Annotated in this window: 18 protein-coding genes, 2 tRNA genes, 3 rRNA genes and 1 pseudogene; 11 read left to right on the plus strand and 13 right to left on the minus strand. The window is 40.0% G+C overall.

Features of this window, described 5'->3' with window-relative positions; genetic code table 11:
- Positions 1 to 73 precede the first annotated feature (73 nt).
- Positions 74 to 694, plus strand: a complete 621-nt coding sequence (locus K6I41_RS18930) for a TetR family transcriptional regulator C-terminal domain-containing protein (protein WP_013199284.1) — start codon at positions 74 to 76, stop codon at positions 692 to 694.
- 36 nt (positions 695 to 730) lie between these two features.
- Here the strand turns inward: K6I41_RS18930 and K6I41_RS18935 are convergent, their stop codons facing one another.
- Positions 731 to 1297: a 5'-methylthioadenosine/S-adenosylhomocysteine nucleosidase family protein gene (locus K6I41_RS18935; RefSeq protein ID WP_013199285.1), complete on the minus strand. Its 567-nt coding sequence runs from the start codon at positions 1295 to 1297 to the stop codon at positions 731 to 733.
- Positions 1298 to 1377: 80 nt separating this feature from the next.
- Complete coding sequence (locus K6I41_RS18940) at positions 1378 to 2511, minus strand: TDT family transporter (protein WP_250374961.1); 1134 nt, start codon at positions 2509 to 2511, stop codon at positions 1378 to 1380.
- Between the two features lie 207 nt (positions 2512 to 2718).
- On the opposite strand from K6I41_RS18940, the gene ribF reads away from it, so the two are divergent.
- The 5 genes from ribF (at position 2719) to K6I41_RS18965 (ending at position 8305) form a co-directional block, all read left to right on the plus strand.
- Complete coding sequence (gene ribF / locus K6I41_RS18945) at positions 2719 to 3720, plus strand: bifunctional riboflavin kinase/FAD synthetase (protein ID WP_049838336.1); 1002 nt, start codon at positions 2719 to 2721, stop codon at positions 3718 to 3720.
- Between the two features lie 61 nt (positions 3721 to 3781).
- The gene (gene ileS, locus K6I41_RS18950) at positions 3782 to 6619 is read left to right on the plus strand and encodes an isoleucine--tRNA ligase (RefSeq protein WP_013199288.1); all 2838 of its coding nucleotides are present in this window, start codon (positions 3782 to 3784) and stop codon (positions 6617 to 6619) included.
- Positions 6612 to 7142, plus strand: a complete 531-nt coding sequence (lspA, locus tag K6I41_RS18955) for a signal peptidase II (protein ID WP_003655819.1) — start codon at positions 6612 to 6614, stop codon at positions 7140 to 7142. Before ileS ends, lspA begins: the two co-directional genes overlap by 8 nt.
- Position 7143: 1 nt before the next feature.
- Positions 7144 to 7626, plus strand: coding sequence for an FKBP-type peptidyl-prolyl cis-trans isomerase (locus K6I41_RS18960; protein ID WP_004640310.1), 483 nt, complete (start codon positions 7144 to 7146; stop codon positions 7624 to 7626).
- 136 nt (positions 7627 to 7762) lie between these two features.
- On the plus strand, positions 7763 to 8305 hold the full coding sequence (locus tag K6I41_RS18965; protein WP_005308885.1) for an NADPH-dependent FMN reductase: 543 nt from the start codon (positions 7763 to 7765) through the stop codon (positions 8303 to 8305).
- 42 nt (positions 8306 to 8347) lie between these two features.
- Here the strand turns inward: K6I41_RS18965 and K6I41_RS18970 are convergent, their stop codons facing one another.
- The 9 genes from K6I41_RS18970 to K6I41_RS19010 all read right to left on the minus strand — a co-directional run bounded on the left by K6I41_RS18970 (position 8348) and on the right by K6I41_RS19010 (position 16954).
- Complete coding sequence (locus tag K6I41_RS18970) at positions 8348 to 8659, minus strand: ankyrin repeat domain-containing protein (protein ID WP_005308883.1); 312 nt, start codon at positions 8657 to 8659, stop codon at positions 8348 to 8350.
- 27 nt (positions 8660 to 8686) lie between these two features.
- Complete coding sequence (locus tag K6I41_RS18975) at positions 8687 to 9319, minus strand: hypothetical protein (protein WP_005308880.1); 633 nt, start codon at positions 9317 to 9319, stop codon at positions 8687 to 8689.
- Positions 9320 to 9419: 100 nt separating this feature from the next.
- Positions 9420 to 9534: ribosomal RNA gene (gene rrf, locus K6I41_RS18980) — 5S ribosomal RNA — on the minus strand.
- Positions 9535 to 9713: 179 nt separating this feature from the next.
- Positions 9714 to 12606 (minus strand): 23S ribosomal RNA (locus K6I41_RS18985).
- Between the two features lie 352 nt (positions 12607 to 12958).
- A tRNA-Ala gene (locus K6I41_RS18990) sits at positions 12959 to 13034 on the minus strand.
- 55 nt (positions 13035 to 13089) lie between these two features.
- Positions 13090 to 13166, minus strand: a tRNA-Ile gene (locus K6I41_RS18995).
- 59 nt (positions 13167 to 13225) lie between these two features.
- A 16S ribosomal RNA gene (locus tag K6I41_RS19000) occupies positions 13226 to 14763 on the minus strand.
- Together the 16S, 23S and 5S rRNA genes with 2 tRNA genes alongside form the textbook arrangement of a ribosomal RNA operon.
- 419 nt (positions 14764 to 15182) lie before the next feature.
- The gene (locus K6I41_RS19005) at positions 15183 to 15734 is read right to left on the minus strand and encodes a peptidylprolyl isomerase (protein ID WP_216070975.1); all 552 of its coding nucleotides are present in this window, start codon (positions 15732 to 15734) and stop codon (positions 15183 to 15185) included.
- Between the two features lie 149 nt (positions 15735 to 15883).
- Complete coding sequence (locus K6I41_RS19010; RefSeq protein ID WP_198308456.1) at positions 15884 to 16954, minus strand: alpha/beta hydrolase; 1071 nt, start codon at positions 16952 to 16954, stop codon at positions 15884 to 15886.
- Positions 16955 to 17165: 211 nt separating this feature from the next.
- Here K6I41_RS19010 and K6I41_RS19015 point away from each other — a divergent pair, with 211 nt between their 5' ends.
- Positions 17166 to 17534, plus strand: a complete 369-nt coding sequence (locus K6I41_RS19015) for a hypothetical protein (protein WP_005308431.1) — start codon at positions 17166 to 17168, stop codon at positions 17532 to 17534.
- A 166-nt stretch (positions 17535 to 17700) separates the two neighbouring features.
- On the opposite strand, the gene K6I41_RS19020 is transcribed toward K6I41_RS19015, so the two are convergent.
- On the minus strand, positions 17701 to 17931 hold the full coding sequence (locus K6I41_RS19020) for a hypothetical protein (protein WP_000733015.1): 231 nt from the start codon (positions 17929 to 17931) through the stop codon (positions 17701 to 17703).
- A gap of 391 nt (positions 17932 to 18322) precedes the next feature.
- Positions 18323 to 19189: an MBL fold metallo-hydrolase gene (locus K6I41_RS19025; protein WP_005308428.1), complete on the minus strand. Its 867-nt coding sequence runs from the start codon at positions 19187 to 19189 to the stop codon at positions 18323 to 18325.
- 107 nt (positions 19190 to 19296) lie between these two features.
- On the opposite strand from K6I41_RS19025, the pseudogene K6I41_RS19030 reads away from it, so the two are divergent.
- The 4 genes and pseudogenes from K6I41_RS19030 (at position 19297) to K6I41_RS19045 (ending at position 24214) form a co-directional block, all read left to right on the plus strand.
- A pseudogene (locus K6I41_RS19030) lies at positions 19297 to 20225 on the plus strand (LysR family transcriptional regulator).
- Positions 20226 to 20352: 127 nt separating this feature from the next.
- Positions 20353 to 20907, plus strand: a complete 555-nt coding sequence (gene grpE, locus K6I41_RS19035) for a nucleotide exchange factor GrpE (protein WP_004795539.1) — start codon at positions 20353 to 20355, stop codon at positions 20905 to 20907.
- A gap of 118 nt (positions 20908 to 21025) precedes the next feature.
- A complete protein-coding gene (gene dnaK / locus K6I41_RS19040) occupies positions 21026 to 22966 on the plus strand; it encodes a molecular chaperone DnaK (protein WP_004795542.1) in 1941 nt (646 codons plus the stop codon).
- 330 nt (positions 22967 to 23296) lie between these two features.
- Complete coding sequence (locus K6I41_RS19045; RefSeq protein ID WP_192455859.1) at positions 23297 to 24214, plus strand: matrixin family metalloprotease; 918 nt, start codon at positions 23297 to 23299, stop codon at positions 24212 to 24214.
- Positions 24215 to 24282 lie beyond the last annotated feature (68 nt).

The raw sequence follows: 24282 nt of genomic DNA on the forward strand, positions 1-24282 counted from the left end.
TGATTAAAAAAGCAAGACACCTGTGCACAAATCAAACAATTTCCCTTACAATGGGAGTATTATTTTTTTAATTATGCAGCAGATGGAACAAAAAAAGAGTACCCAAAAGCGCAATCAGCTTCTTGCTGCCGCCCTTGACGTATTTTCAGTCTATGGGTTCACTGGCGCAAGTCTGGATGAAATTGCCCAACTCGCCGACATGCATAAGTCGAATATTTTCTATTACTACGAAAATAAAGAGTCTTTATACGTAGAAGTGCTCACAACCGTTTTACAAAAATGGTTGGCTCCCTTACAAACTTTAGAAGCTGAATTAGAACCAGCCGAAGCCTTATCTCACTATTTAATACAAAAAATCGAACTGTCTCGTAGCCAACCGAAAGCATCTAGATTGTTTGCATTAGAAATCATTCAAGGCGCTCCTCATATTTTACCTATACTCAAAGGACCATTAAAAAAACTATTTAAGCGCAAAGCTAAAGTCATTCAGACTTGGCAAGAAGAAGGAAAGATTTCACCAGATATCGACCCAGAATTATTGATCTTAAACATTTGGGGCCTTACGCAAAACTATGCAGATTTTGCAACCCAAATGGAAATGGTGACCGGAAAAACACTGCGTAACCGAAGCATGTTCCAACGCTCAATTGAGCATACAGTCCACCTAATGCTCTACGGCGTATTGCCTCGTTAAAACCAAAAAAAGATCGGCAAATTTGCCGATCTTTTTTTAGAAGTGATTTTGATAAAGCGCTAAAAGTTTTTGAGCACCCAATAATAAATTTTCTTCCCAATCTACATGTGCTGTGTCATCTGCACCATCAGTAATATATTTCACCGAAATCAGGCGTACACCTAACTTATGGCAGACTTTGGCTAAGGCATATCCTTCCATATCCACCACATCACAAGCTACTTTTGGCTGACCCGTTTCAAATGAATCTCCAGTTCCGCAAATTGCTTTTGGCAAATCAGCAAAATGTGATTGAAGATGAATTTCAGCTGGCAAGTGATCATCTAACGGCGTTACACCTACTTCAAACCCTAGGGGTGAAACATCCATATCACGTTGTACAAAAGTTTTCACCTCGACTAAATCATGTCGATTAAATGCAGAGCTTCCAGCTGTACCTAGATTAATTAAAGTTTTGCAGCCAGTTTTTTGAATAACCTCAAATGCTTTAAAGGCAGCATTAATCTTACCAATACCACTGTAATGGACTTCAACACCTGCCTGCTCAAACAAACCTTTAGATTCATTAGGAAGTGCCATAATTAAAGCAATATCAGTGTTCATTCAAAAAGCTCAAATCAAAATTAAATAAATTAGAAAATAAGTATAAATCAGGTGCAAAAGCTTTTTGCACCTTTTCATCATTACTGCATTTTTTGTTGTAAGGCGATTAAACACGGAGAAAAGAACAGTTGGCCGCTATATGCGCCTGCTAGCGTTTTCTTCATTACCACACCCCACATTGTCAATAATAAAAGACTCAATGCCACAGCAACGTATTGTAAAAATACAATTTCAACCTGATGCCCTAAATTAAACAGTGCAAGAATAAATACGCCTAATGGAAAGGTTAAGCCCCACCAACCCAAATTGAATGGAATACCTGTCTTTGCGTGACGAAGCGTTGTTAAAATTGCAAGACCCAGCCACCATAACCCAAAGCCTAAAAGCACGAGACTGCCCACAATTCCTAAAGCTTGAAAGACATTCGCAAATTGGTGAAATCCTACGTTTGGTGCTACTCTTTGGGCCTGCTCTCCTAGCAATAAGAGACCTAAAGCACCTGTACCAATCGGTCCTAAAGACAACCAGCTAGAAATTGCGACTTCTTTTTCCGGTAACTGATGTAAAGCCATACGCAGCATTAAAATCGTCAAAATAGCGAATGCGGGTAAAACAGAAATCCCCCAAAGTACGTAACCCGCCATTAATAAATGAAAGCTATGCAAATCTGCTGGTAAATGAGCTACTAACATGCCGGCAGAACTTGCTGCTACTTCACATGCAACCACAGGTAAAAGCCAGCTTGCAGTCATGGTATGTAGCTGATGGTTCTGACGGCTAAACATACAAAACGGCACGATCCACGCAATTGCTAGCGCTAAAAAGACATCGACGTACCATAAAGCTTGAGCAATATGTATCGCAACTTCACCGTAAAGCCCAACACCGAAGCTTAAAAAGCCATTTAGTATTGTAGCGAGCCCCATCGGAATAGCACCTAAAAACAAGCTCATATTGGGATGATTAAATATTTGCTTCGCTTCATGAGGGAAAAGAAACCACCGCAATAAATAAAGAACTGAAAAAACACTAAATAGGGCAATATTGAATTGCCATAACCAAGTTGCTAGCGTGAATAAAAATGATTGAGCAAATGGAAGCTGAATTAAAATCATACTGACCACGCCAGTACCCATAGTCGCTGTAAACCAATTTGGAGTAAAATGTCGTATAACATCTTTGCTATGATTTAATTGGTAAAAGGGTTTTTTCATCTTAGTTCTCTAATCAAAGAGTGGATAAAGATATAGTAGAGCAAACCATTAATAAGAAAAATTGATTTATTTTTATTTAATTCATCAATATTTTAAATATACAGATATTCATGTTGAAAAATAACTGAGTAAAAACACAACAACAAGACGAATCTGTGAGATTATGGCAATATATAGCCCTTGCAAAAATAGCCATATTTTAAGTTCATGAAACTGCTTCGTCTTAATGCGTTATCGCCCAATTTTCAGTTACCTCAAACAGCGGTAACTATTGGTAATTTTGATGGTGTCCATTTAGGTCATCAAGCGATGATTGCTCAACTCAAAAAAATTGCTGCAGCACAAGGCTTAAAAACATTGGTTATGATTTTTGAGCCACAGCCTCTTGAATTCTTTAAAGGCTACGATGCCCCTCCTCGTATTAATTCACTACGAGAAAAAGTTGAATACCTAGCTGAGCTTGGGGTTGATTACATTGCAGTTGCTAAATTTGATCAGCATTTCCGTAGTATGAGCGCGTCTGCCTTTGCAGACTTATTAAAAGATAAATTAAACGCGCAGTCTTTGGTTTTAGGAGATGACTTTCATTTCGGTAAGGACCGTCAAGGAAACAGCGAATTTTTAAAAGAATACGGATTTGGGGTCACAAATTTACATACGATTGAGCTTGAAGGTGAACGCGTAAGTTCAACTCGTATCCGCCAAGTGCTTCAGGTAGGAAATCTTGCCTTAGCTGCTAAATTATTAGGTCGTCCTTACAGTATTACCGGACGTGTTCAATATGGCGACCAAATTGGCCGAACTCTGGATTTTCCAACGATTAACGTTCGGCTCAACCGCCACAAGCCGTGTTTAAATGGTATTTATGGCGTTGAAGTCATTTGTGAAACAACCTCACTTACTCAAAAAGTGCGTCAAGATACACCCGAAAAACCGGGAATTGCCGGATATCATGAAAACAGCCTATATGGCGCAGGACATGTCGGTACACGTCCAGCCATTCAGCAAGAACATCCAGAGTGGAGATTAGAAGTACATTTCCCTGATGTTTCTGCTAATCTGTATGGCTTATTTATGCGGGTGACTTTCCTTCACTATCTTCATGGTGAATTGAACTACCCTTCGCTTGAGGCACTTAAGGCAGGAATTGATAATGACGTGCAGCAGTTACGACAATACCGTAACGACACGACACAATTTCCTTTTTAATTCGAATTTTGATTGTAAAACATGTCGGCTCCCAAGCTGATTAAACTGGATGAAAACTTGCATGAGCGATAAGCAAACTCCTGAGAATGCAGTGGACTACAAAGCCACGCTAAACCTGCCAGATACTCAATTTGCAATGAAAGCAAATTTGGCAGTACGTGAAGTGAAATGGTTAGAAGAGTGGTATACCGACAACATTTATCAGCAGATTCGTGCATCGCGTATTGGCAAGAAAAAATATATTTTGCACGATGGCCCTCCATATGCGAACGGTACAATTCACTTAGGTCACGCAGTTAATAAAGTACTCAAAGACGTGATTGTAAAAAGCCGTACTTTGGCAGGTTTCGATGCACCTTATGTTCCCGGTTGGGACTGTCATGGCTTGCCAATCGAGCTAAAAGTTGAAGAAAAAGTGGGTAAAGTTGGCGAAAAAGTTGACGCAGCGACTTTCCGTAAGCTTTGCCGTGAATATGCTCTAAAACAAATTGATTTACAGCGTACTGACTTTAAACGTCTTGGTATTTTAGGTGATTGGGATAATCCTTATCTCACCATGAACTATAAACAAGAAGCCGATATTGTTCGTACTTTAGGCTTAATCCAGAAAAATGGCCATATCCAGCCGGGCTTAAAGCCAGTGAACTGGTGTATGGACTGTGGTTCAGCACTTGCCGAAGCTGAAGTTGAATATGAAGATAAAAAATCTGACGCAATTGATGTTGGTTTTGGTGTTGTAGATCTTAAAGATTTAAGTGCCCGTTTAAACGTAGAAGTTCAAGATCCAACTGATATCGTGATCTGGACGACTACGCCGTGGACATTACCAGCTAACCAAGCTGTTGCATTGCATGCCGAAATTGAATATCAATTGGTACAAGTGACTACTGAGCGCGGTAAGCAAAACTTCATTCTTGCTAAAGACTTAGTTGCTTCAGCAATTGAGCGTTACAAGCTTGAAAATCCTGTTGTTTTAGCTGACTTTACAGGTTCAGCTCTTGAAAACCTTACTTTACAACACCCTTTACTTACCGATCGTCAAGTTCCAGTGATTTTGGGTGAACACGTTATTGCAACAAGCGGTACAGGTGCAGTACATACAGCGCCTGGCCATGGTGCAGACGACTATAAAGTAGGTCTTCAATACAACCTTAAAGTAGATAATCCAGTCGGTGGTAACGGTGTTTATTTACCAACTGCTCCAATCTATGCTGGTGAACACATCTATAAAGCCAATCCAAAGATTATTGAAGCTTTGGGTGCTGTAGGCCGTTTATGGGCTCATCAACCAATTAAACACAGTTACCCACACTGCTGGCGTCATAAGACTCCTATTATTTTCCGTGCTACACCACAATGGTTCATTAGCATGGATCAAAAAGGCTTACGTGAAGGCGCGCTTAACGCGATTGAAAACGATATCGAGTTTGTACCGAACTGGGGTAAAAACCGTATTGAATCAATGATTGAAGGTCGTCCGGATTGGTGTATCTCACGTCAACGTACTTGGGGTGTTCCAATTCCTTTCTTCGTTCATAAAGATACGAACGAATTACATCCTCGTACACCTGAACTCATCGAAGAAGTTGCTCAACTGATCGAACAAGAAGGCATCGAAGCATGGTTCAAACGTGAAGCAAAAGACTTCATAGGTGAAGATGCTGAACAGTACAACGCCGTCCGCGATACACTCGATGTATGGTTCGACTCTGGTACAACGCATTATGCTGTACTTGAGCAACGTGAAGAATTAGAAAGCCCTGCTGACTTATATTTAGAAGGTTCAGACCAACACCGTGGCTGGTTCCAGTCTTCTTTATTAACGTCTATGGCAATTCACAATCGCGCACCATATAAAGCCTTGTTAACACATGGTTTTACAGTGGATGAAAACGGTCGTAAGTTGTCAAAATCTTTAGGCAACTACATTCCACTTGAAGAAATCATCAAACAGCTTGGTGCTGATGGTTTACGTCTATATGTAGCTTCTAGCGACTATCGCTATGAAATTGCAGCGTCTAAAGAAATCTTTAGCCGTGTAAGTGATAGCTACCGTCGTATTCGTAATACGCTACGCTTCTTACTTGCAAACTTAAATGGTTTCAAACCAAGTACAGATGCTTTAGCAGTAGATGATCTTATCGCTCTTGATCAATACATCTTGCAACGTGCAAATGAAGTACAACAAACTATTATCACTGCATATGAAGAAATGAACTTCCATGTGGTGTGTAGTGCGTTAACAAGCTTCTGTATTAATGACTTAGGTGGTTTCTACCTAGACATCATCAAAGACCGTCAATACACCACTAAGGCTGACTCACAAGCACGTCGTTCTGCACAAACAGCGCTTTACCATATCGTACAAGCATTTGTTCGCTGGATGAGCCCAATCTTAAGCTTTACCGCTCAAGAAGCTTGGCCACTGATTCCAGAACAAACTGAAAAGTATGTATTTACTTCAGAATGGTATGACTTGCCTGTTTCATCAAAAGCAAACTTGCTTTCTGAAGAAGATTGGCAAACATTGATTAGCGTAAAATCTGCAGTAAATAAACAGATTGAAGCAGCACGTAACGCTAAACTTGTCGGCAGTAATCTTTCAGCCAAAGTTGAACTTTGGGCAAATGAATCATTACAAACAGTTTTAAACCAACTGGCTGATGAACTCCGTTTTGTTCTTATTACTTCTCAAGTAGTAGTACATCCATTTGCTGAACAAGGTGAAGCAACTGAAATGGAAGGCTTACGTGTACAAATATCTGCAGCTGAAGGTGAAAAATGTGCACGTTGCTGGCACGTCCTTCCAGATGTAAATACACATGCTGATCATCCTGGTTTATGTGGTCGTTGTATTGTGAACGTCACTGGTCGTGGCGAAGTGAGAAAATATGCCTAATTCACAAGCTAAAAAAGGCTTATTCCAGTTTTATCCACACAATCTCATTTGGCTTGGACTTTCTGTCCTTGCCATTGTTTTGGATCAATGGACAAAATGGATTGCAAGTACACATCTGAACTACGCAGATCCAGTGCCTGTACTTCCATTTTTAAACTGGACACTTTTACATAACTATGGTGCAGCCTTTAGCTTTTTATCGGATGCAGGAGGATGGCAACGCTATTTCTTCACATCTTTAGCAGGCTTAGTTTCAATCCTTTTTGTATTTTGGTTGCTTCGTATGCCTAAAAAAATGGTGGTGCTACCTGTAGCCATCGCTTTAATTTTAGGTGGAGCTTTAGGCAATTTAATTGACCGTATTACCCTAGGTTATGTAGTCGATTTCATTCATGTTTATTACCAAAATCATCACTTTCCAGCTTTTAATATTGCGGACAGTGCCATTACCTTAGGCACCATCTTGCTACTCATCGATACATTCTTCCTTGAGAAGCAACGCAACCAAAATTCGGATGCATAATATGACCGAAATTATCCAACCTAACGAAGAAATTCGTATTACAGACGGCTCTAAAGTCGATCTACACTTTTCTGTCGCTATTGAAAATGGTGTAGAAATCGATAATACACGTAACCGTGAAGAACCTGTTACCTTGACTATTGGTGACGGAAATCTTTTACCTGGCTTTGAAAAAGCATTATTTGGTTTACGTGCTGGTGACCGCCGTACAGTACATCTTCCACCAGAAGATGCATTTGGTCCATGGAATCCGGAAAATATTCAAACTTTCGATACAGTTAAGTTTGAACAACGCCCTATTCCTGGTCATATGATTGAGTTCGAAGATAAAGCAAAAACAACTTTATTCGGTGTAGTGAAGTCAGTTAATGATGACATTACAGAAATTGATTTTAATCACCCGTTAGCTGGAAAAAACATTACCTTTGAAGTAGAAATATTCAAGGTTACTCCTGAAGGCCAACAAGGCATTAAACTCATGTAAATAAAAAAGCCCTCTCAATGAGGGCTTTTTTATTATCCAATTTTTTTCATAACATAAGAATCCTTACAAATTCTATATTCTCAGCTACCCATTTAATGAATTAAGTTATAAGTATAAAAATCCTTGGGAAAAATACATGCTGGTCTATATTGTCGTGGGAAGTGTTCGTGAAGGACGTACAGCAATTAAAATTGCCAATTGGGTAGAATCAACAATTCCAACATTGAGTCTAAACGATTTCCAAACTGAAGTAGTCGATTTAAAAGAATGGGATTTACCTCTATTTTCAGGATCTCATCCACCCGCTACCGGAATTTATGATCAACCTAAACAACAAGAATGGGCAGACAAAATTGCTCAAGCAGATGCTTTTATCTTTATTAGCCCAGAATACAACCATGGTTACAGTCCAGCTCTAAAAAATGCTCTGGACTATGTAGGAAAAGAATGGAGTGGTAAACCAGCTGCATTTATTGGTTATGGTTCAACGAATGGTTCTCGATCTATTAGCCAAATACGTCAAGTCACCTCAAGTTTAAGTATCATTGATCCCAATGCTGTAATAGAGATACGAGATATATTTAAACGCAATAAAGATGAAAAATTCGAAGCTAATGAGTTTGAAGTAAAAGGGCTTCAATCTATTGTTGAGAAACTACAGAAATATCACTTATCTTAAATTTAAAAAGGCCTCTATAAACAAAATAGGGGCCTTTTATTTTTATAAGCTTTTTAAATAATTTACTACGTCTATATTACCAGCCATTTCTGCAAGCTGTAGCGCTGTATATTCGCTTTTATAAGCGACTTGAGCACCTTTTCCTACCAAGAGTTTAACTATCTCTAAATGATCATTTTCAGCAGCTGCTTGCAAAGCACTATAGCCTTCATCGTCTGTCTGATTAGGATCTTCTCCATCTATTAATAATTGTTTTACTTGTTCTAGATCACCTAAAGATGCCCAATAGATCAACTCTGGAAGAGAAAGTTCTTCATTATCTTCAGGTAATTGAGAGAATGAGTTGAATTTCATAGTTTTCTCTTTAAAATTTTTTTTGAGTTAATAGTCTTCAACGAGAAATTCTCCTTTAGATTCACCAATAAGAAATTGCACAATATTATCACGAGTTTCTAAAACCCATACACCTGTAAACTCTGGTGTACGTATAACAGTAAAATACAACTTAAGAAGTTCACGAATAGAGCTTATACTTTTCTTCACTACTGAAGCAAAGTTTTCCCATTCTTTATTATTTGCCCAAGGATTATCAGCATGTAAATATTTACCTAATCGATCATATAACTTAATAAATTGATTCATATCAAAAAAATTCTCTCTTTTTCTATCAAAATGCCAACTTCCATCTGGTAATTTTTTAGCAGGTAATAAAGGTATTGGATAAAAATCAGAATTTATCTCACTTAATGCTTTTAAAATTGAACTAGCTTTATAATCTTTTGTATAGTCAGGATTTTTATTGGCTTGAGCACGATATTCTTGATATTTAATTTTATTTGGCGCTATGGAAGCCAAAGCCAATATTTCTAAAGCTTTACGCATATGTAATATTGAAGATTCTAAATCTAATACATCTCTGATTTCAAAGTAAGAGTTTATAAGAACTTCACATTTATTTAATCGGAATAATGCCTCATTCACCTTATCTGCATAAATTTTTTGTAAATCTTTCATTTTTAAATCTATATAAAATTAAAATAATACAATAAGTCTAATTATCACGCATATAAAGAAACACCCCGGTTTCTTTCGAGACCGGGGTGTTAGAATAATGAGCTGGCGATGACTTACTCTCACATGGGAAACCCCACACTACCATCAGCGCTAAGAGGTTTCACTTCTGAGTTCGGGAAGGGATCAGGTGGTTCACTCTTGCTATGGTCGCCAGCACAACTGGTATGGATACTTGCATTGGTCTTAATGTGCCGATGCGTTTTCCAAATCTTTGCAGATGGGCTGATTGAATCTTACTTTATTTGTTCATTTTAGCTAAGCGTATAACTAAATCAAGTTGCTTTGCATATTAATGAATCGATTGATGCTTTATATACAACTGCTTGGGTGTTGTATAGTCAAGCCTCACGAGCAATTAGTATTGGTCAGCTTCACATATCACTATGCTTCCACATCCAACCTATCAACGTCCTAGTCTCGAACGGCTCTTTAGAGGACATAAAGTCCTAGGGAAATCTTATCTTGAGGTAGGCTTCCCGCTTAGATGCTTTCAGCGGTTATCCCTTCCGAACATAGCTACCCGGCGATGCGACTGGCGTCACAACCGGTACACCAGAGGTTCGTCCACTCTGGTCCTCTCGTACTAGGAGCAGATCCTCTCAAATTTCCAGCGCCCACGGTAGATAGGGACCGAACTGTCTCACGACGTTCTAAACCCAGCTCGCGTACCTCTTTAAATGGCGAACAGCCATACCCTTGGGACCTGCTTCAGCCCCAGGATGAGATGAGCCGACATCGAGGTGCCAAACACCGCCGTCGATATGAACTCTTGGGCGGTATCAGCCTGTTATCCCCAGAGTACCTTTTATCCGTTGAGCGATGGCCCTTCCATACAGAACCACCGGATCACTAAGACCTACTTTCGTACCTGCTCGACTTGTGGGTCTCGCAGTTAAGCGCGCTTTTGCCTTTATACTCTACGCGTGATTTCCGACCACGCTGAGCGCACCTTCGTACTCCTCCGTTACTCTTTAGGAGGAGACCGCCCCAGTCAAACTACCCACCAGACATGGTCCTCGCCCCGGATTACGGGGCAGAGTTAGAACCTCAACATTACCAGGGTGGTATTTCAAGGACGGCTCCATTGGAACTAGCGTTCCAACTTCAAAGCCTCCCACCTATCCTACACAAGTAAGGTCAAAGTTCAATGTCAAGCTGCAGTAAAGGTTCACGGGGTCTTTCCGTCTAGCCGCGGGTACACTGCATCTTCACAGCGATTTCGATTTCACTGAGCCTCTGCTGGAGACAGCGCCGCCATCATTATGCCATTCGTGCAGGTCGGAACTTACCCGACAAGGAATTTCGCTACCTTAGGACCGTTATAGTTACGGCCGCCGTTTACTGGGGCTTCGATCAAGAGCTTCGCTTACGCTAACCCCATCAATTAACCTTCCAGCACCGGGCAGGCATCACACCCTATACGTCCACTTTCGTGTTTGCAGAGTGCTATGTTTTTAATAAACAGTTGCAGCGGCCTGGTTTCTGTGGCTGCCAATAGCTCAGACCGCAAGGGTCATCACCGTCAGCAGCGTACCTTCTCCCGAAGTTACGGTACCATTTTGCCTAGTTCCTTCAGCAGAGTTCTCTCAAGCGCCTTGGTCTACTCGACCTGACCACCTGTGTCGGTTTCGGGTACGATTCCTGTGTAACTGAAGCTTAGAGACTTTTCCTGGAAGCATGGTATCAGCCACTTCGCTGTACAAGTACAGCTTGCTATCAGATCTCAGCATAGAGCACCCCGGATTTGCCTAAGATGCATGCCTACTTCCTTCCACCTGGACAACCAACGCCAGGCTGACTTAACCTTCTCCGTCCTCTCATCGCATTACACAGAAGTATTGGAATATTAACCAATTTCCCATCGACTACGCCTTTCGGCCTCGCCTTAGGGGTCGACTCACCCAGCCCCGATTAACGTTGGACTGGAACCCTTGGTCTTTCGGCGAACGGGTTTTTCACCCGTTTTGTCGTTACTCACGTCAGCATTCGCACTTCTGATACCTCCAGCATACTTCTCAATACACCTTCATCGGCTTACAGAACGCTCCCCTACCACTTGACTAAAAGTCAAATCCGCAGCTTCGGCACATAGTTTTAGCCCCGTTACATCTTCCGCGCAGGCCGACTCGACTAGTGAGCTATTACGCTTTCTTTAAAGGGTGGCTGCTTCTAAGCCAACCTCCTAGCTGTCTATGCCTTCCCACATCGTTTCCCACTTAACTATGATTTTGGGGCCTTAGCTGGCGGTCTGGATTGTTTTCCTCTTGACTACGGACGTTAGCACCCGCAGTCTGTCTCCCGGATAGTACTCATAGGTATTCGGAGTTTGCATCGGTTTGGTAAGTCGGGATGACCCCCTAGCCGAAACAGTGCTCTACCCCCTATGGTATTCGTCCGAGGCGCTACCTAAATAGCTTTCGGGGAGAACCAGCTATCACCAGGCTTGATTAGCCTTTCACCCCTATCCACAAGTCATCCCCTGGCTTTTCAACGACAGTGGGTTCGGTCCTCCAGTTAGTGTTACCCAACCTTCAACCTGCTCATGGATAGATCGCCTGGTTTCGGGTCTATACCCAGCAACTAAACGCCCTATTAAGACTCGATTTCTCTACGGCTCCCCTATACGGTTAACCTCGCTACTGAATATAAGTCGCTGACCCATTATACAAAAGGTACGCAGTCACCGAACAAGTCGGCTCCCACTGCTTGTATGCATGCGGTTTCAGGATCTATTTCACTCCCCTCACAGGGGTTCTTTTCGCCTTTCCCTCACGGTACTGGTTCACTATCGGTCAGTCAGGAGTATTTAGCCTTGGAGGATGGTCCCCCCATATTCAGACAAGGTTTCACGTGCCTCGCCCTACTCGTCATCATTATGTGTGCCCTTTCGTGTACGGGAATATCACCCTCTACGTTCGCACTTCCCAGAGCGTTCCACTAAAACACACATAACTTAATGGGCTGATCCCCGTTCGCTCGCCGCTACTAAGGGAATCTCAATTGATTTCTTTTCCTAAGGGTACTGAGATGTTTCACTTCCCCTCGTTCGCCTTGCAACACTATGTATTCATGTTGCAATACCTACCTTAAAGTAGGTGGGTTCCCCCATTCAGAAATCTCCGGATCAAAGGATATTTGCCGCCTCCCCGGAGCTTATCGCAGGCTATTACGTCTTTCATCGCCTCTGACTGCCAAGGCATCCACCACATGCACTTAATTACTTGACTATACAACCCCAAACAGTCGTCAACACTTACAAGTGAGTGTTGTCCGTGCGATTCTTCATCGCTACTATCTGTTGTCCGTGTACTTAAACACTGTACAGCTTCAATCTAAATTCATATACCAAAACGCTTGATTCAGTTAATTTGCTAGTTCTCAATTCATCTAGATTAATTGCTTAATCTAAACTCTTGAGTGAACAATTTATTTCAGACTCAATTTTGCCAATCTGTTAATGAATAAACACGCCTTCGTCAGGTCATGCTTAATACCGTGATACTTAAATCACAGAAGTTAATAAACCAAGATCTAAATCTCTATTTACTAATTTCTGTAATCCGAACTTCTCTTAAGTTCTGGTGGAGACTAGGAGAGTCGAACTCCTGACCTCCTGCGTGCAAAGCAGGCGCTCTACCAACTAAGCTAAGTCCCCAGCTTACATCATCAGTCATGTATCTTTTATCTATAACTTCAACCAGTCAAAGTCATGGTGGGTCTGACAAGACTTGAACTTGTGACCCCACGCTTATCAAGCGTGTGCTCTAACCAACTGAGCTACAGACCCTCAGATACATCTATGAAGAACAACTTGTTGTGGATTCTTACCAATCGTCAATCTTTCGTTAAGGAGGTGATCCAGCCGCAGGTTCCCCTACGGCTACCTTGTTACGACTTCACCCCAGTCATCGGCCACACCGTGGTAACCGCCCTCTTTGCAGTTAGGCTAGCTACTTCTGGTGCAACAAACTCCCATGGTGTGACGGGCGGTGTGTACAAGGCCCGGGAACGTATTCACCGCGGCATTCTGATCCGCGATTACTAGCGATTCCGACTTCATGGAGTCGAGTTGCAGACTCCAATCCGGACTACGATCGGCTTTTTGAGATTAGCATCCTATCGCTAGGTAGCAACCCTTTGTACCGACCATTGTAGCACGTGTGTAGCCCTGGCCGTAAGGGCCATGATGACTTGACGTCGTCCCCGCCTTCCTCCAGTTTGTCACTGGCAGTATCCTTAAAGTTCCCGACATTACTCGCTGGCAAATAAGGAAAAGGGTTGCGCTCGTTGCGGGACTTAACCCAACATCTCACGACACGAGCTGACGACAGCCATGCAGCACCTGTATGTAAGTTCCCGAAGGCACCAATCCATCTCTGGAAAGTTCTTACTATGTCAAGGCCAGGTAAGGTTCTTCGCGTTGCATCGAATTAAACCACATGCTCCACCGCTTGTGCGGGCCCCCGTCAATTCATTTGAGTTTTAGTCTTGCGACCGTACTCCCCAGGCGGTCTACTTATCGCGTTAGCTGCGCCACTAAAGCCTCAAAGGCCCCAACGGCTAGTAGACATCGTTTACGGCATGGACTACCAGGGTATCTAATCCTGTTTGCTCCCCATGCTTTCGCACCTCAGCGTCAGTGTTAGGCCAGATGGCTGCCTTCGCCATCGGTATTCCTCCAGATCTCTACGCATTTCACCGCTACACCTGGAATTCTACCATCCTCTCCCACACTCTAGCTAACCAGTATCGAATGCAATTCCCAAGTTAAGCTCGGGGATTTCACATTTGACTTAATTAGCCGCCTACGCGCGCTTTACGCCCAGTAAATCCGATTAACGCTTGCACCCTCTGTATTACCGCGGCTGCTGGCACAGAGTTAGCCGGTGCTTATTCTGCGAGTAACGTCCACTATCCCTAGGTATTAACTAGAGTAGCCTCCTCCTCGCTTAAAGTGCTTTACAACCATAAGGCCTTCTTCACACACGCGGCATGGCTGGATCAGGCTTCCGCCCATTGTCCAATATTCCCCACTGCTGCCTCCCGTAGGAGTCTGGGCCGTGTCTCAGTCCCAGTGTGGCGGATCATCCTCTCAGACCCGCTACAGATCGTCGCCTTGGTAGGCCTTTACCCCACCAACTAGCTAATCCGACTTAGGCTCATCTATTAGCGCAAGGTCCGAAGATCCCCTGCTTTCTCCCGTAGGACGTATGCGGTATTAGCATTCCTTTCGAAATGTTGTCCCCCACTAATAGGCAGATTCCTAAGCATTACTCACCCGTCCGCCGCTAAGTGATAGTGCAAGCACCATCACCCCGCTCGACTTGCATGTGTTAAGCCTGCCGCCAGCGTTCAATCTGAGCCATGATCAAACTCTTCAGTTAAAAATCATTTTGCACCTTATTAAAGACAAGGTGCCAATTCTGGCTCATCAATTTTCTGACTTAAATTTCGCTCAAATAAACTTCGAGTAATTTAAACCAATCAATCAATGATAATATTTCGATCAATCAATCAGTAAAAATCCACACAAGTTGTTCTTCAATTCTCTTAATGATTTTTCTGCTCTTCGTCAGAGACAGAATTCAACACAATACTAAGCTTTCATCTTAACCCTGTAAGCTAAGATATTCTCATGTATCGCGTCGGGATGAGTGCATTATAGGGAAAAAAAACTGGTACGCAAGCACTTTTCTAAATATATGTGTTTGACCGACTCTTTTTTACCCAACCAAAAATCTAAAAAGCCAAAATTATTAACTAACTTATTAATAATTAACAATAAATATTAAATCATTTATTTTCATTCTTTTTTGATTTTCACTTCTAGTATCTTAATAGGTTGTTTAGGAACGTTCTGATGCATGCCATCATTGGTTGTAGGTACCTTTACAATACGGTCAACCACATCCATTCCTTTAATTACTTTTCCGAAAACTGCATAACCTGGGTTACCAGCCGAGCGATTTAGAAAACTGTTATCTGCGACATTAATAAAGAATTGACTAGTAGCAGAGTCTGGATTTGCAGTACGAGCCATTGCTAAAGTTCCGCGGGTGTTAGCAATTCCATTTCCAGCTTCGTTTTTGATTGGTGCTCGGGTTGTCTTTTCCTGCATATTTGCAGTAAGTCCACCGCCCTGCACCATGAAACCAGGAATTACGCGATGGAAGATCGTATCTTTATAAAAGTTCGACTTTATATAGGTTTTAAAATTCTTTACGCTGATTGGGGCTTTCTCGTCATAAAGTTGTATTTCTATGTTGCCTAAATTTGTTTGCATTTCAACTAAAGTGTCAGCCCAAACTGAATGACTGCTTAGTCCTAAGCAACATAGCATTAATAATTTTTTCATATCTTCCTACAGTAAAATGCAAAACTTAATAGAGGTTAAATTTAATCGTCTATATAAAAGAATTCTAGTGAGTATTTATTATCTTTTATTTAAGGTCTAATATTTTGGATGTGTCCATGTTCCACGTGAAACATGGACCAAACTTTTATTTAGCTATTTTTATCCCAAAATTTTCTAAAGTTTTTACTGAACTCAATGGTGTACCGTTTGGCTTTTTTGGAAATAGGCGTCAAATTTATAAAACCATGAGTTTGATCTGAATATTCTTCATAATGCATTTTGACACCATTTTGGCGTAGCTTATAGCTATAGATTTTTCCTTCATCATGTAATACATCATGCCCAGCAGTAATCACAAAAGCCGGAGGATTCTTCTTCAAATTGCCGTAGGTTGGAGAAATAATTGGATCATCTAGTTCTACGTTATGCTCGGTTGCATAATATTGAGTGACATTATTGATATCATTATCCGTCAAAACCAATCCTTCGTTATATGCATAGAAGGAAGGATGTCGACTCTTGAAATCGACGGCAGGGTAAATAAGAAGTTGGGCCTGAGGAGCATAAGGTTTATTTACTGATCTTTGAGCCACGACTGTACTAATGTTTCCACCAGCACTATCCCCCGCTACCGCAATTCGACCTTTTAATATTTTTAACTGTCTACGATTTTGATATACCCAAGCTAAAGCATCTTCACAAGATTGGATTAAATGCTGAGGAGAAACCTCAGGTGCTAGAGGGTAGTCGATACTGAGGACTTGTACTTTTGCATATTTTGCCAATATACGACAAACCTCATCATGAGTATCTAAACCACCAACAACAAATCCTCCTCCATGATAGAAAACAATAAGAGGTAGTTTTTTATTCGGTGCTGGATGATAGTGTCTCGCAAAAACGGTTCCACTTTGGAGTGGTAAACGGATATCTTCTACTAAGTCAATCTCTGTTGACTTGTGGCGTATAGCCAGCATTTGCGTATCGAACTGCCTTCTAGATTCAATTGGGTCTGAACCAATGAAACCGATACGACCCTGTTTAATTTGTACAGCCATCATACATTTAGTAAATGAGTCGAGATCTGGATATTGGTACGAATATCCAAGAATTTTAGTAAGTGATTCTTGAGCTAATCGAGGTAACTTATCAAGAGCTCGAGCAGCAGGCCCTTGGCCCTTATCTAGCAATGTTTGAATTTTTTGATTAAATGCTGTCATGCCTATCTCCATGAATTCCTCTTATCCTTCATATTTTCTACAGAATTCTGTTGTTATTTGACTATATTCGCATACAACTCATGTAATCAAGATACAAAGGTAAAACCCAAATTACGCTAATCTGATTTCAAGCAAATGTCATTAACAAATCTGTCACTTAAAACAGGACTTTTTTGCCAATTATTGTTAACAGACAAAAAGAGGTACGATTATGTCAACAAAACTAGTTGTTACTTTATTAGCAACCAGTCTTTTAACTGTAGGCTGTGTGGCTTATACGGACGACCCTTCTTATCGTGGTGGTTATGGTTACCATGATCATGATAGTAATCGCTATGATCGCAATGATGGACGTCGATATAACGATTGGGAACGAAGACGCTGGGAAGAACGTCAAAGAATATATGAACAACAACGAAGAGTTGCTCGCGAACAGGATCGAAATCGTCATGAATGGGATAAAAGACGCCATGACGAGGATAAGAAACGCTGGGATGACGATAAAAGACGCCACGAGTGGGATAAAAAACGGGTAGAAGATCGTGATCATAATCGTCGAGATTCTCGTCATGATGACTAAATTCATTACTATATAAAAAGCCCCAATAAGCTACGTCTTTTGGGGCTTTTTTGAGAATTCTAAACTCTCTTAATTATAGAGTAATGAGTAGCAGCTCACTTCATACATAAATCGGCATCTTAAATATATGACTCTATAATCTTTTAACTATTCTTATCACTAAGAATTACTGAGCTGTTGCAGAACCTGAAACAGAACCAGAAGCACCAGCATCAACTTGACCTGGTTGTGCTTGGCCAGAAACGCCCGCATCAACACCTACACCAGCTTGTACGCCAGATGGGCTAGCACTTGTTTGAGCAGAACCTGATGCGTTTAAACCAGCTTCAGATGCACAACCAACAGCTGTAAAAGCAACACCAGCAAGTACTACAGAGATAAGACCTAATTTTTTCATAATCGCTTTCCTTTCATTACGACAAACACTTAAATGCAAAGATCATCTTCGCGCTGCCTATAATTCACAATTTTTTTTTCTGGCGTGCGTATCATTGGTTGTCTTTTGTAGTAATAGAAGTACAAATTGTGCAATTTTTTATTAAATTCGCTTCCTTACTCTTAGCTCTATCTTTTATATAAAACTAGCAACTTAAGCTTTTGTTTAATTTTATCAATTTTTAATTTTTATCTGAGCCTTTTGCTCTCCTCAAAAAAATTCTCTTTATAGAAACGCTATATAAGGTGCGTAGAATGTTACAGAGGTTTTTTGCTTAAAAATTCCTATTCTCATTAAAAAAGCCGGGTATAAACCACGGCTTCTCTAAAAATTTACGATATTTCGATTTAAATTACGGCCACTGCATCTCGCCTTTTACAACTTTTGCACCCAGCTCTAGGCTATCCACACTTTTTAATGTTGGATATTGTTTTTGCATGAGCTGACTTAGCTCACTTGCATTTTTACTTACTTTAACGGCTTTCTCATAGCTCTTGAGATAGTCGATCGAAAAGTTAACCGCATCCAAACCTTGTGGCGCTCCCTCAACCATATGGGCAGGAACAACTGTCTGAGGTTGAAGTGCTTTAATGTTTTCTAGCGTTTGAATTACTTCATTACGGTCTTTAACTTTTGGTGTATCTGCCATCCATAAATGAATACCTGAAGATACCGGAATACCACCTACTACTGCCTTAGAAGAAGGAATCCATAAATAAGTGAGTTCTTTCTTACCTTTAATCTCGATTGACTCATTCTCTAGCTTCAAAGTTTTAGCAGTATAAGCTTGAGGCACAATAATTTGGCTAGGCGCATTTGCACCCATTTGTGGACCCCAATACTTCACTTTGAGCGCTTGAGTATCTTGAATATGTTTAACAGTTTCTGGCGTTGCGATGATTTGTACATTTGGGAAGTATTGTTTAAATACGTCTAAGCCAAAGTAATAGTCTGGATCGCCATAGCTTACGAAAATTGTTTTTAGCGTTTTTCCGCTATCGAGAATATCGGCAGCAATACGTAATGCTTCAGATTTTGAGAATTGCGCATTAACCAATAGAACTTCTTTATCACCTTCAATTAAAGTAGACGTCACACCAAAATGTTCGGGCTTAGCCAGAAAACTTTGGATTTTTAGATCTTGTGCAAAAGCTGAGGAAGTTACTGTTAAAGCGGTAGCAGTTGCTAGGGCTGAAGCAGTTAATTTAAAAAATTTCATTATGTATTCTCCAATTTCATGAGAAATACTTTAAATTGCAATTTCTGTAAGGTAAATGCACTAAATTAAGATAAACTGTTGCATATATTGTAATAATGATAATGCATATGGACACATTAAAAGCCATACAAGTCTTTGTTTCTATTGCTCAGCATGGCAATTTAACCAAAGCCGCAGAACATCTGAATTATTCCCGTGCGATGGTTTCTCGTTATCTTGAGCATCTTGAACACACATTCTCGACTCGACTATTTCAAAGAAATACACGAAAAATATCTCTCACGCCAGCAGGTGAAAAAGCCCTCCTCTACTGCGAAAATATTTTACAACAACAGCAACTTCTACAAGAGTTAGCCGCACCTGAGCAACATAACGGTACGATTCGCTTTACCTGCGGTTTGTTTTTATTTCAATTAGGAGTTGGGGAATGTATTCGCCAATTTAAACAGCAACATCCACATATTCAATTTGATGTATATCTGACTGAAAATACGATGGACTTAATTGATGCTCAGGTCGATTTAGCTTTACGTATAACGCAAAAAGTTGCAGATGGATTAATTGCACGACCTGTTTGTCAAATCGAGTCCGTTTTCTGTGCTCATCCTGATTATTTAAAGCACCACAGCCCCCTCTCCCATCCAAGGCAACTTATTCAACATGAATGTTTAGCTCACCACAGCCAACATCAATTTTGGACACTTTTTGATGAAGAGCAGCAACCGCAGAATTACCCTTTAAACGTGACCTTTAAAAGTAATGATGTAAATGCTGTTTATGATATGTGTTTACATGCCCAAGGTGTGGCAATGTTGCCTTCACTATTAGTTAAAAAAGATTTAAAAGAAAAAAGATTAGTTCCTTTATTTAAAAACTTTTCAGCTCCTGAATTAAGTTTGTCAGTGGTATATGCATCTAGACAACATTTACCCAAAATAACGCAGGAATTTATTGCTTTTATGATCGAAAATTTAGATTTTTACTTAAAACCGCAAAATTAAAAGTTTTAAATTGCCGTGTACGCTTGAATTTTTAGGCAATGCCCATACTTCATCCCTATTAATGAATTACAGCATATGCATGGCAGTTCAGGTTTTACCCAGTAAATGCTGATGCCAAAAGGACTGTACATGTTTAAAAACCCATTTAAACGGAGATCATCAATGGCTAATGAGCAAAACGAGCAAGCTCAAGACATTCAACACGAGCAAGCAGAGCAATCTAATGAGCAAACTCAGGCTGAAGGTGTAGAGCAAGCAAACGACGTTACCGTTGAATCTTTACAAGCGCAAATCACCAAATTAGAAGAAAGCCTGAAACTTGAAAAGGCACGTACAGCAAATGCTGTTTACGAAGCACAAAAAAGTGTAGAGCGTATTCAACGTGAATCTGACAAGCATAAAGAAACTGTGCTTGAAAAATTTGCCAAAGAATTACTTGATTCTGTAGACAATCTAGAGCGCGCAATTCAAGCAGCGGGTGATGAAGAAACACCAGTACTTGAAGGTATCAAATTAACCTTAAAGTCACTGTTAACTGCGCTTGAAAAATTTGGCGTTGTAGAAGCTGATACTAAAAATGGTTTCAATGCAGATTTACATCAAGCAGTAGGTATTGATCCTAATGCTAAAGCAAATGAAATCGGTACTGTTTTACAAAAAGGCTATACGTTAAATGGCCGCTTATTGCGCCCTGCTATGGTTATGGTTGGTCAATAAGTAAATTTTTGAGAGTTTTTAGATTTTTTTTAGCTAAAACGCTTGAAAAAAATAGATTCACTCTCATATCGGATAACAAGCAAAAACATTGCAAAAGAATTTTTGAGGAAAACGTCACATGGCAAAAATTATTGGTATTGACTTAGGTACTACCAACTCATGCGTTGCTGTACTTGAAGGCGATAAAGTAAAAGTAATCGAAAACGCTGAAGGCGCACGTACAACTCCATCGATCATCGCTTATAAAGATGGCGAGATCTTAGTAGGTCAAAGTGCTAAGCGTCAGGCAGTAACTAACCCGAAAAATACATTATTCGCTATTAAGCGTTTAATTGGTCGTCGTTATGAAGATCAAGCGGTACAAAAAGATATCGGTCTTGTACCTTACAAAATCATCAAAGCTGACAATGGTGATGCTTGGGTTGAAGTAAACGACAAAAAATTAGCACCTCAACAGATCTCTGCTGAAATCTTGAAAAAGATGAAAAAAACTGCAGAAGACTATTTAGGTGAAACAGTTACAGAAGCAGTTATTACCGTTCCTGCTTACTTTAACGATGCTCAACGTCAAGCAACTAAAGATGCGGGTAAAATCGCTGGCTTAGACGTTAAACGTATCATTAACGAACCAACTGCTGCTGCACTTGCGTTCGGTATGGACAAAAAAGAAGGCGACCGTAAAGTTGCAGTTTACGACTTAGGTGGTGGTACTTTTGACGTATCAATCATTGAAATCGCAGACCTTGATGGCGACCAACAAATCGAAGTGTTATCTACAAACGGTGATACTTTCCTTGGTGGTGAAGACTTTGATAACGCGTTAATTGAATTCTTGGTTGAAGAATTCAAGAAAGAACAAAGTGTGAACTTGAAAAATGATCCACTTGCGTTACAACGTTTGAAAGAAGCTGCTGAAAAAGCAAAAATTGAGCTTTCTTCATCAAATGCAACTGAAATTAACCTTCCATATATCACTGCCGATGCAACTGGTCCTAAACACTTAGTGATCAACGTAACTCGTGCAAAACTTGAAGGTTTAGTTGCTGATTTAGTTGCTCGTACAATTGAGCCTTGCCGTATCGCGCTTAAAGATGCTGGTCTTTCGACTTCTGACATCTCTGACGTAATCTTGGTTGGTGGTCAGTCTCGTATGCCACTTGTACAACAAAAAGTACAAGAATTCTTTGGTAAAGAGCCACGTAAAGACGTGAACCCTGACGAAGCAGTTGCAATCGGTGCTGCAATTCAAGGTGCGGTATTGTCTGGTGACAAAACTGACGTTCTTTTATTAGACGTAACGCCATTAACTTTAGGTATTGAAACAATGGGCGGTGTATTAACACCAATCATTGAGAAAAACACGACGATTCCTGCGAAGAAATCACAAGTGTTCTCTACTGCTGCTGATAACCAGCCTGCTGTAGACATTTCTGTTTACCAAGGTGAACGTAAGATGGCTCAACAAAACAAATTGTTGGGTAACTTCCAATTAGGTGACATTCCGCCTGCTCCACGCGGTGTGCCACAAATTGAAGTATCTTTCGACATCAATGCTGATGGTATCTTGAAAGTATCTGCTAAAGATAAGAGCACTGGTAAAGAGCAATCGATCCAGATTAAAGCTAACTCAGGTTTGTCTGATGCTGAAATCGAAGCAATGATTAAAGATGCTGAAGCGAATGCTGAAGAAGACCGTAAGTTTGAAGAACTTGCAAAAGCTCGTAACGAAGCTGATGCATTAATTTCAAGCTCGAACAAAGCAGTTAAAGATCTTGGTGACAAAGTTACTGAAGATGAAAAAACAGCTGTAAGTACTGCGGTTTCTGAACTTGAAGCAGCAACAAAAGAAAATGATGTTGAAGATATCAAAGCGAAAACTGAAGCTTTACAAAACATCTTAATGCCTATCACTCAACGTGCTTATGAACAAGCGCAGCAAGCTGGTGGTGCAGAAGGCTTTGATCCAAATGCATTCCAAGGTGGCGATGCAGGTCAACAAAAAGCTGATGATGGTGTTGTAGATGCTGAGTTCACTGAAGTTAAAGATGACAAAAAATAATTTGTTTCTTTAATAAAAAAACCGCGCTTAGGCGCGGTTTTTTATTTGTTACAAAAAATAACAATACGTTTTTTCATATATTTTTAAATTATTTAATGTCAAAAAGGTCAATTATAAAAACTAATGTATTCATTATAAAAAAGATTTTCTAAACTAAAATACATTGTTACTTATTACATTAATTATTCCATTATTGCCAAGTCTAAAAACATCTTTTTAAATTTTTCTACCAAGATCACAAAGCTCTCCCACTCTCCTGTACTTTTTATCATTTTGACGAATTAAATTAAGTAGCTAACAATAAGATTTTATTTATATTTTTATTTTGCCATGAAAACATTTCTATGGTGGGGATTAAGCTTATGTTTATGCATAGGCTTTCAAACGACGAGCTTTGCTCAAAATAATTTAGCAATGGGTTCCTCTAATCAACCTTTAAGGTATCGAATTGCTTTTATTGATCCACGGTTTCAATTAACTCGAGAAAAATTAGTTGAGATTAGCCAACAAGCTGCTGAAATCTGGCATAAAGAGACTGGAAAAACCTATTTTATCTATGATTCAGAAGCTCAGTTGGTAATTAACTTAATTTATGATGATCATCAGCTGATGAAAAGCGAGCAACAGGTAAATTTGGATGCACTTTTGCAAAAGCAGGAAGTATGGCGTCTTAAAAATGAAGAAATTATTTTAAATAAACAAGAGATTGATCAGCTATCGTCTGATTTAAACAAAAGAAAGATCAATCTGAAAGCTGAGTTTGAGCAATATGAACAAGACGTAATACGCTTTAACCAAGGAGAACATCGATACTATCGTGCCGATGAGCTAAAAGAGCAGCAAAATCAACTCCAGCAAAAATCTAGAAATCTACAAAACGAATCAAATAGTTTAAATTATAAAATTCAACTACTTAATCTAAAAATTAGGGAGCTCAATCAAGAGCAAAATGATTTAAGCTCTCTAAAAACACGATTCAAACTTGAACAAAAAGCCAGTATTCAACCCTTCCATAAAGGCTTATTCAGCCAAAACCAAATTCAAATTTACGGTTACGCTTCTTTAAATGATTTACGTTTAACCCTTGCTCATGAGTTTGGCCATGCATTAGGACTAAAACATACTACTGATCCTAAATCATTAATGTATCCACGATTAAAAGAGCAAGATATCCATAATTTCAAATTAACAAATTCAGATTTAGAGTTATTAGGCTCAATTTATAGTTCAATTAAGGAAAATCATTAAAGTTAAATAATTAAAAAAACTAAATAAAACCAAACTAAATGAATTTTTTCTAAAAAATAATTTGGCAT

It is taken from the genome of Acinetobacter sp. AS23, assembly GCF_023612055.1.
In the GTDB taxonomy this organism is placed as follows: Bacteria; Pseudomonadota; Gammaproteobacteria; order Pseudomonadales; family Moraxellaceae; genus Acinetobacter; species Acinetobacter oleivorans.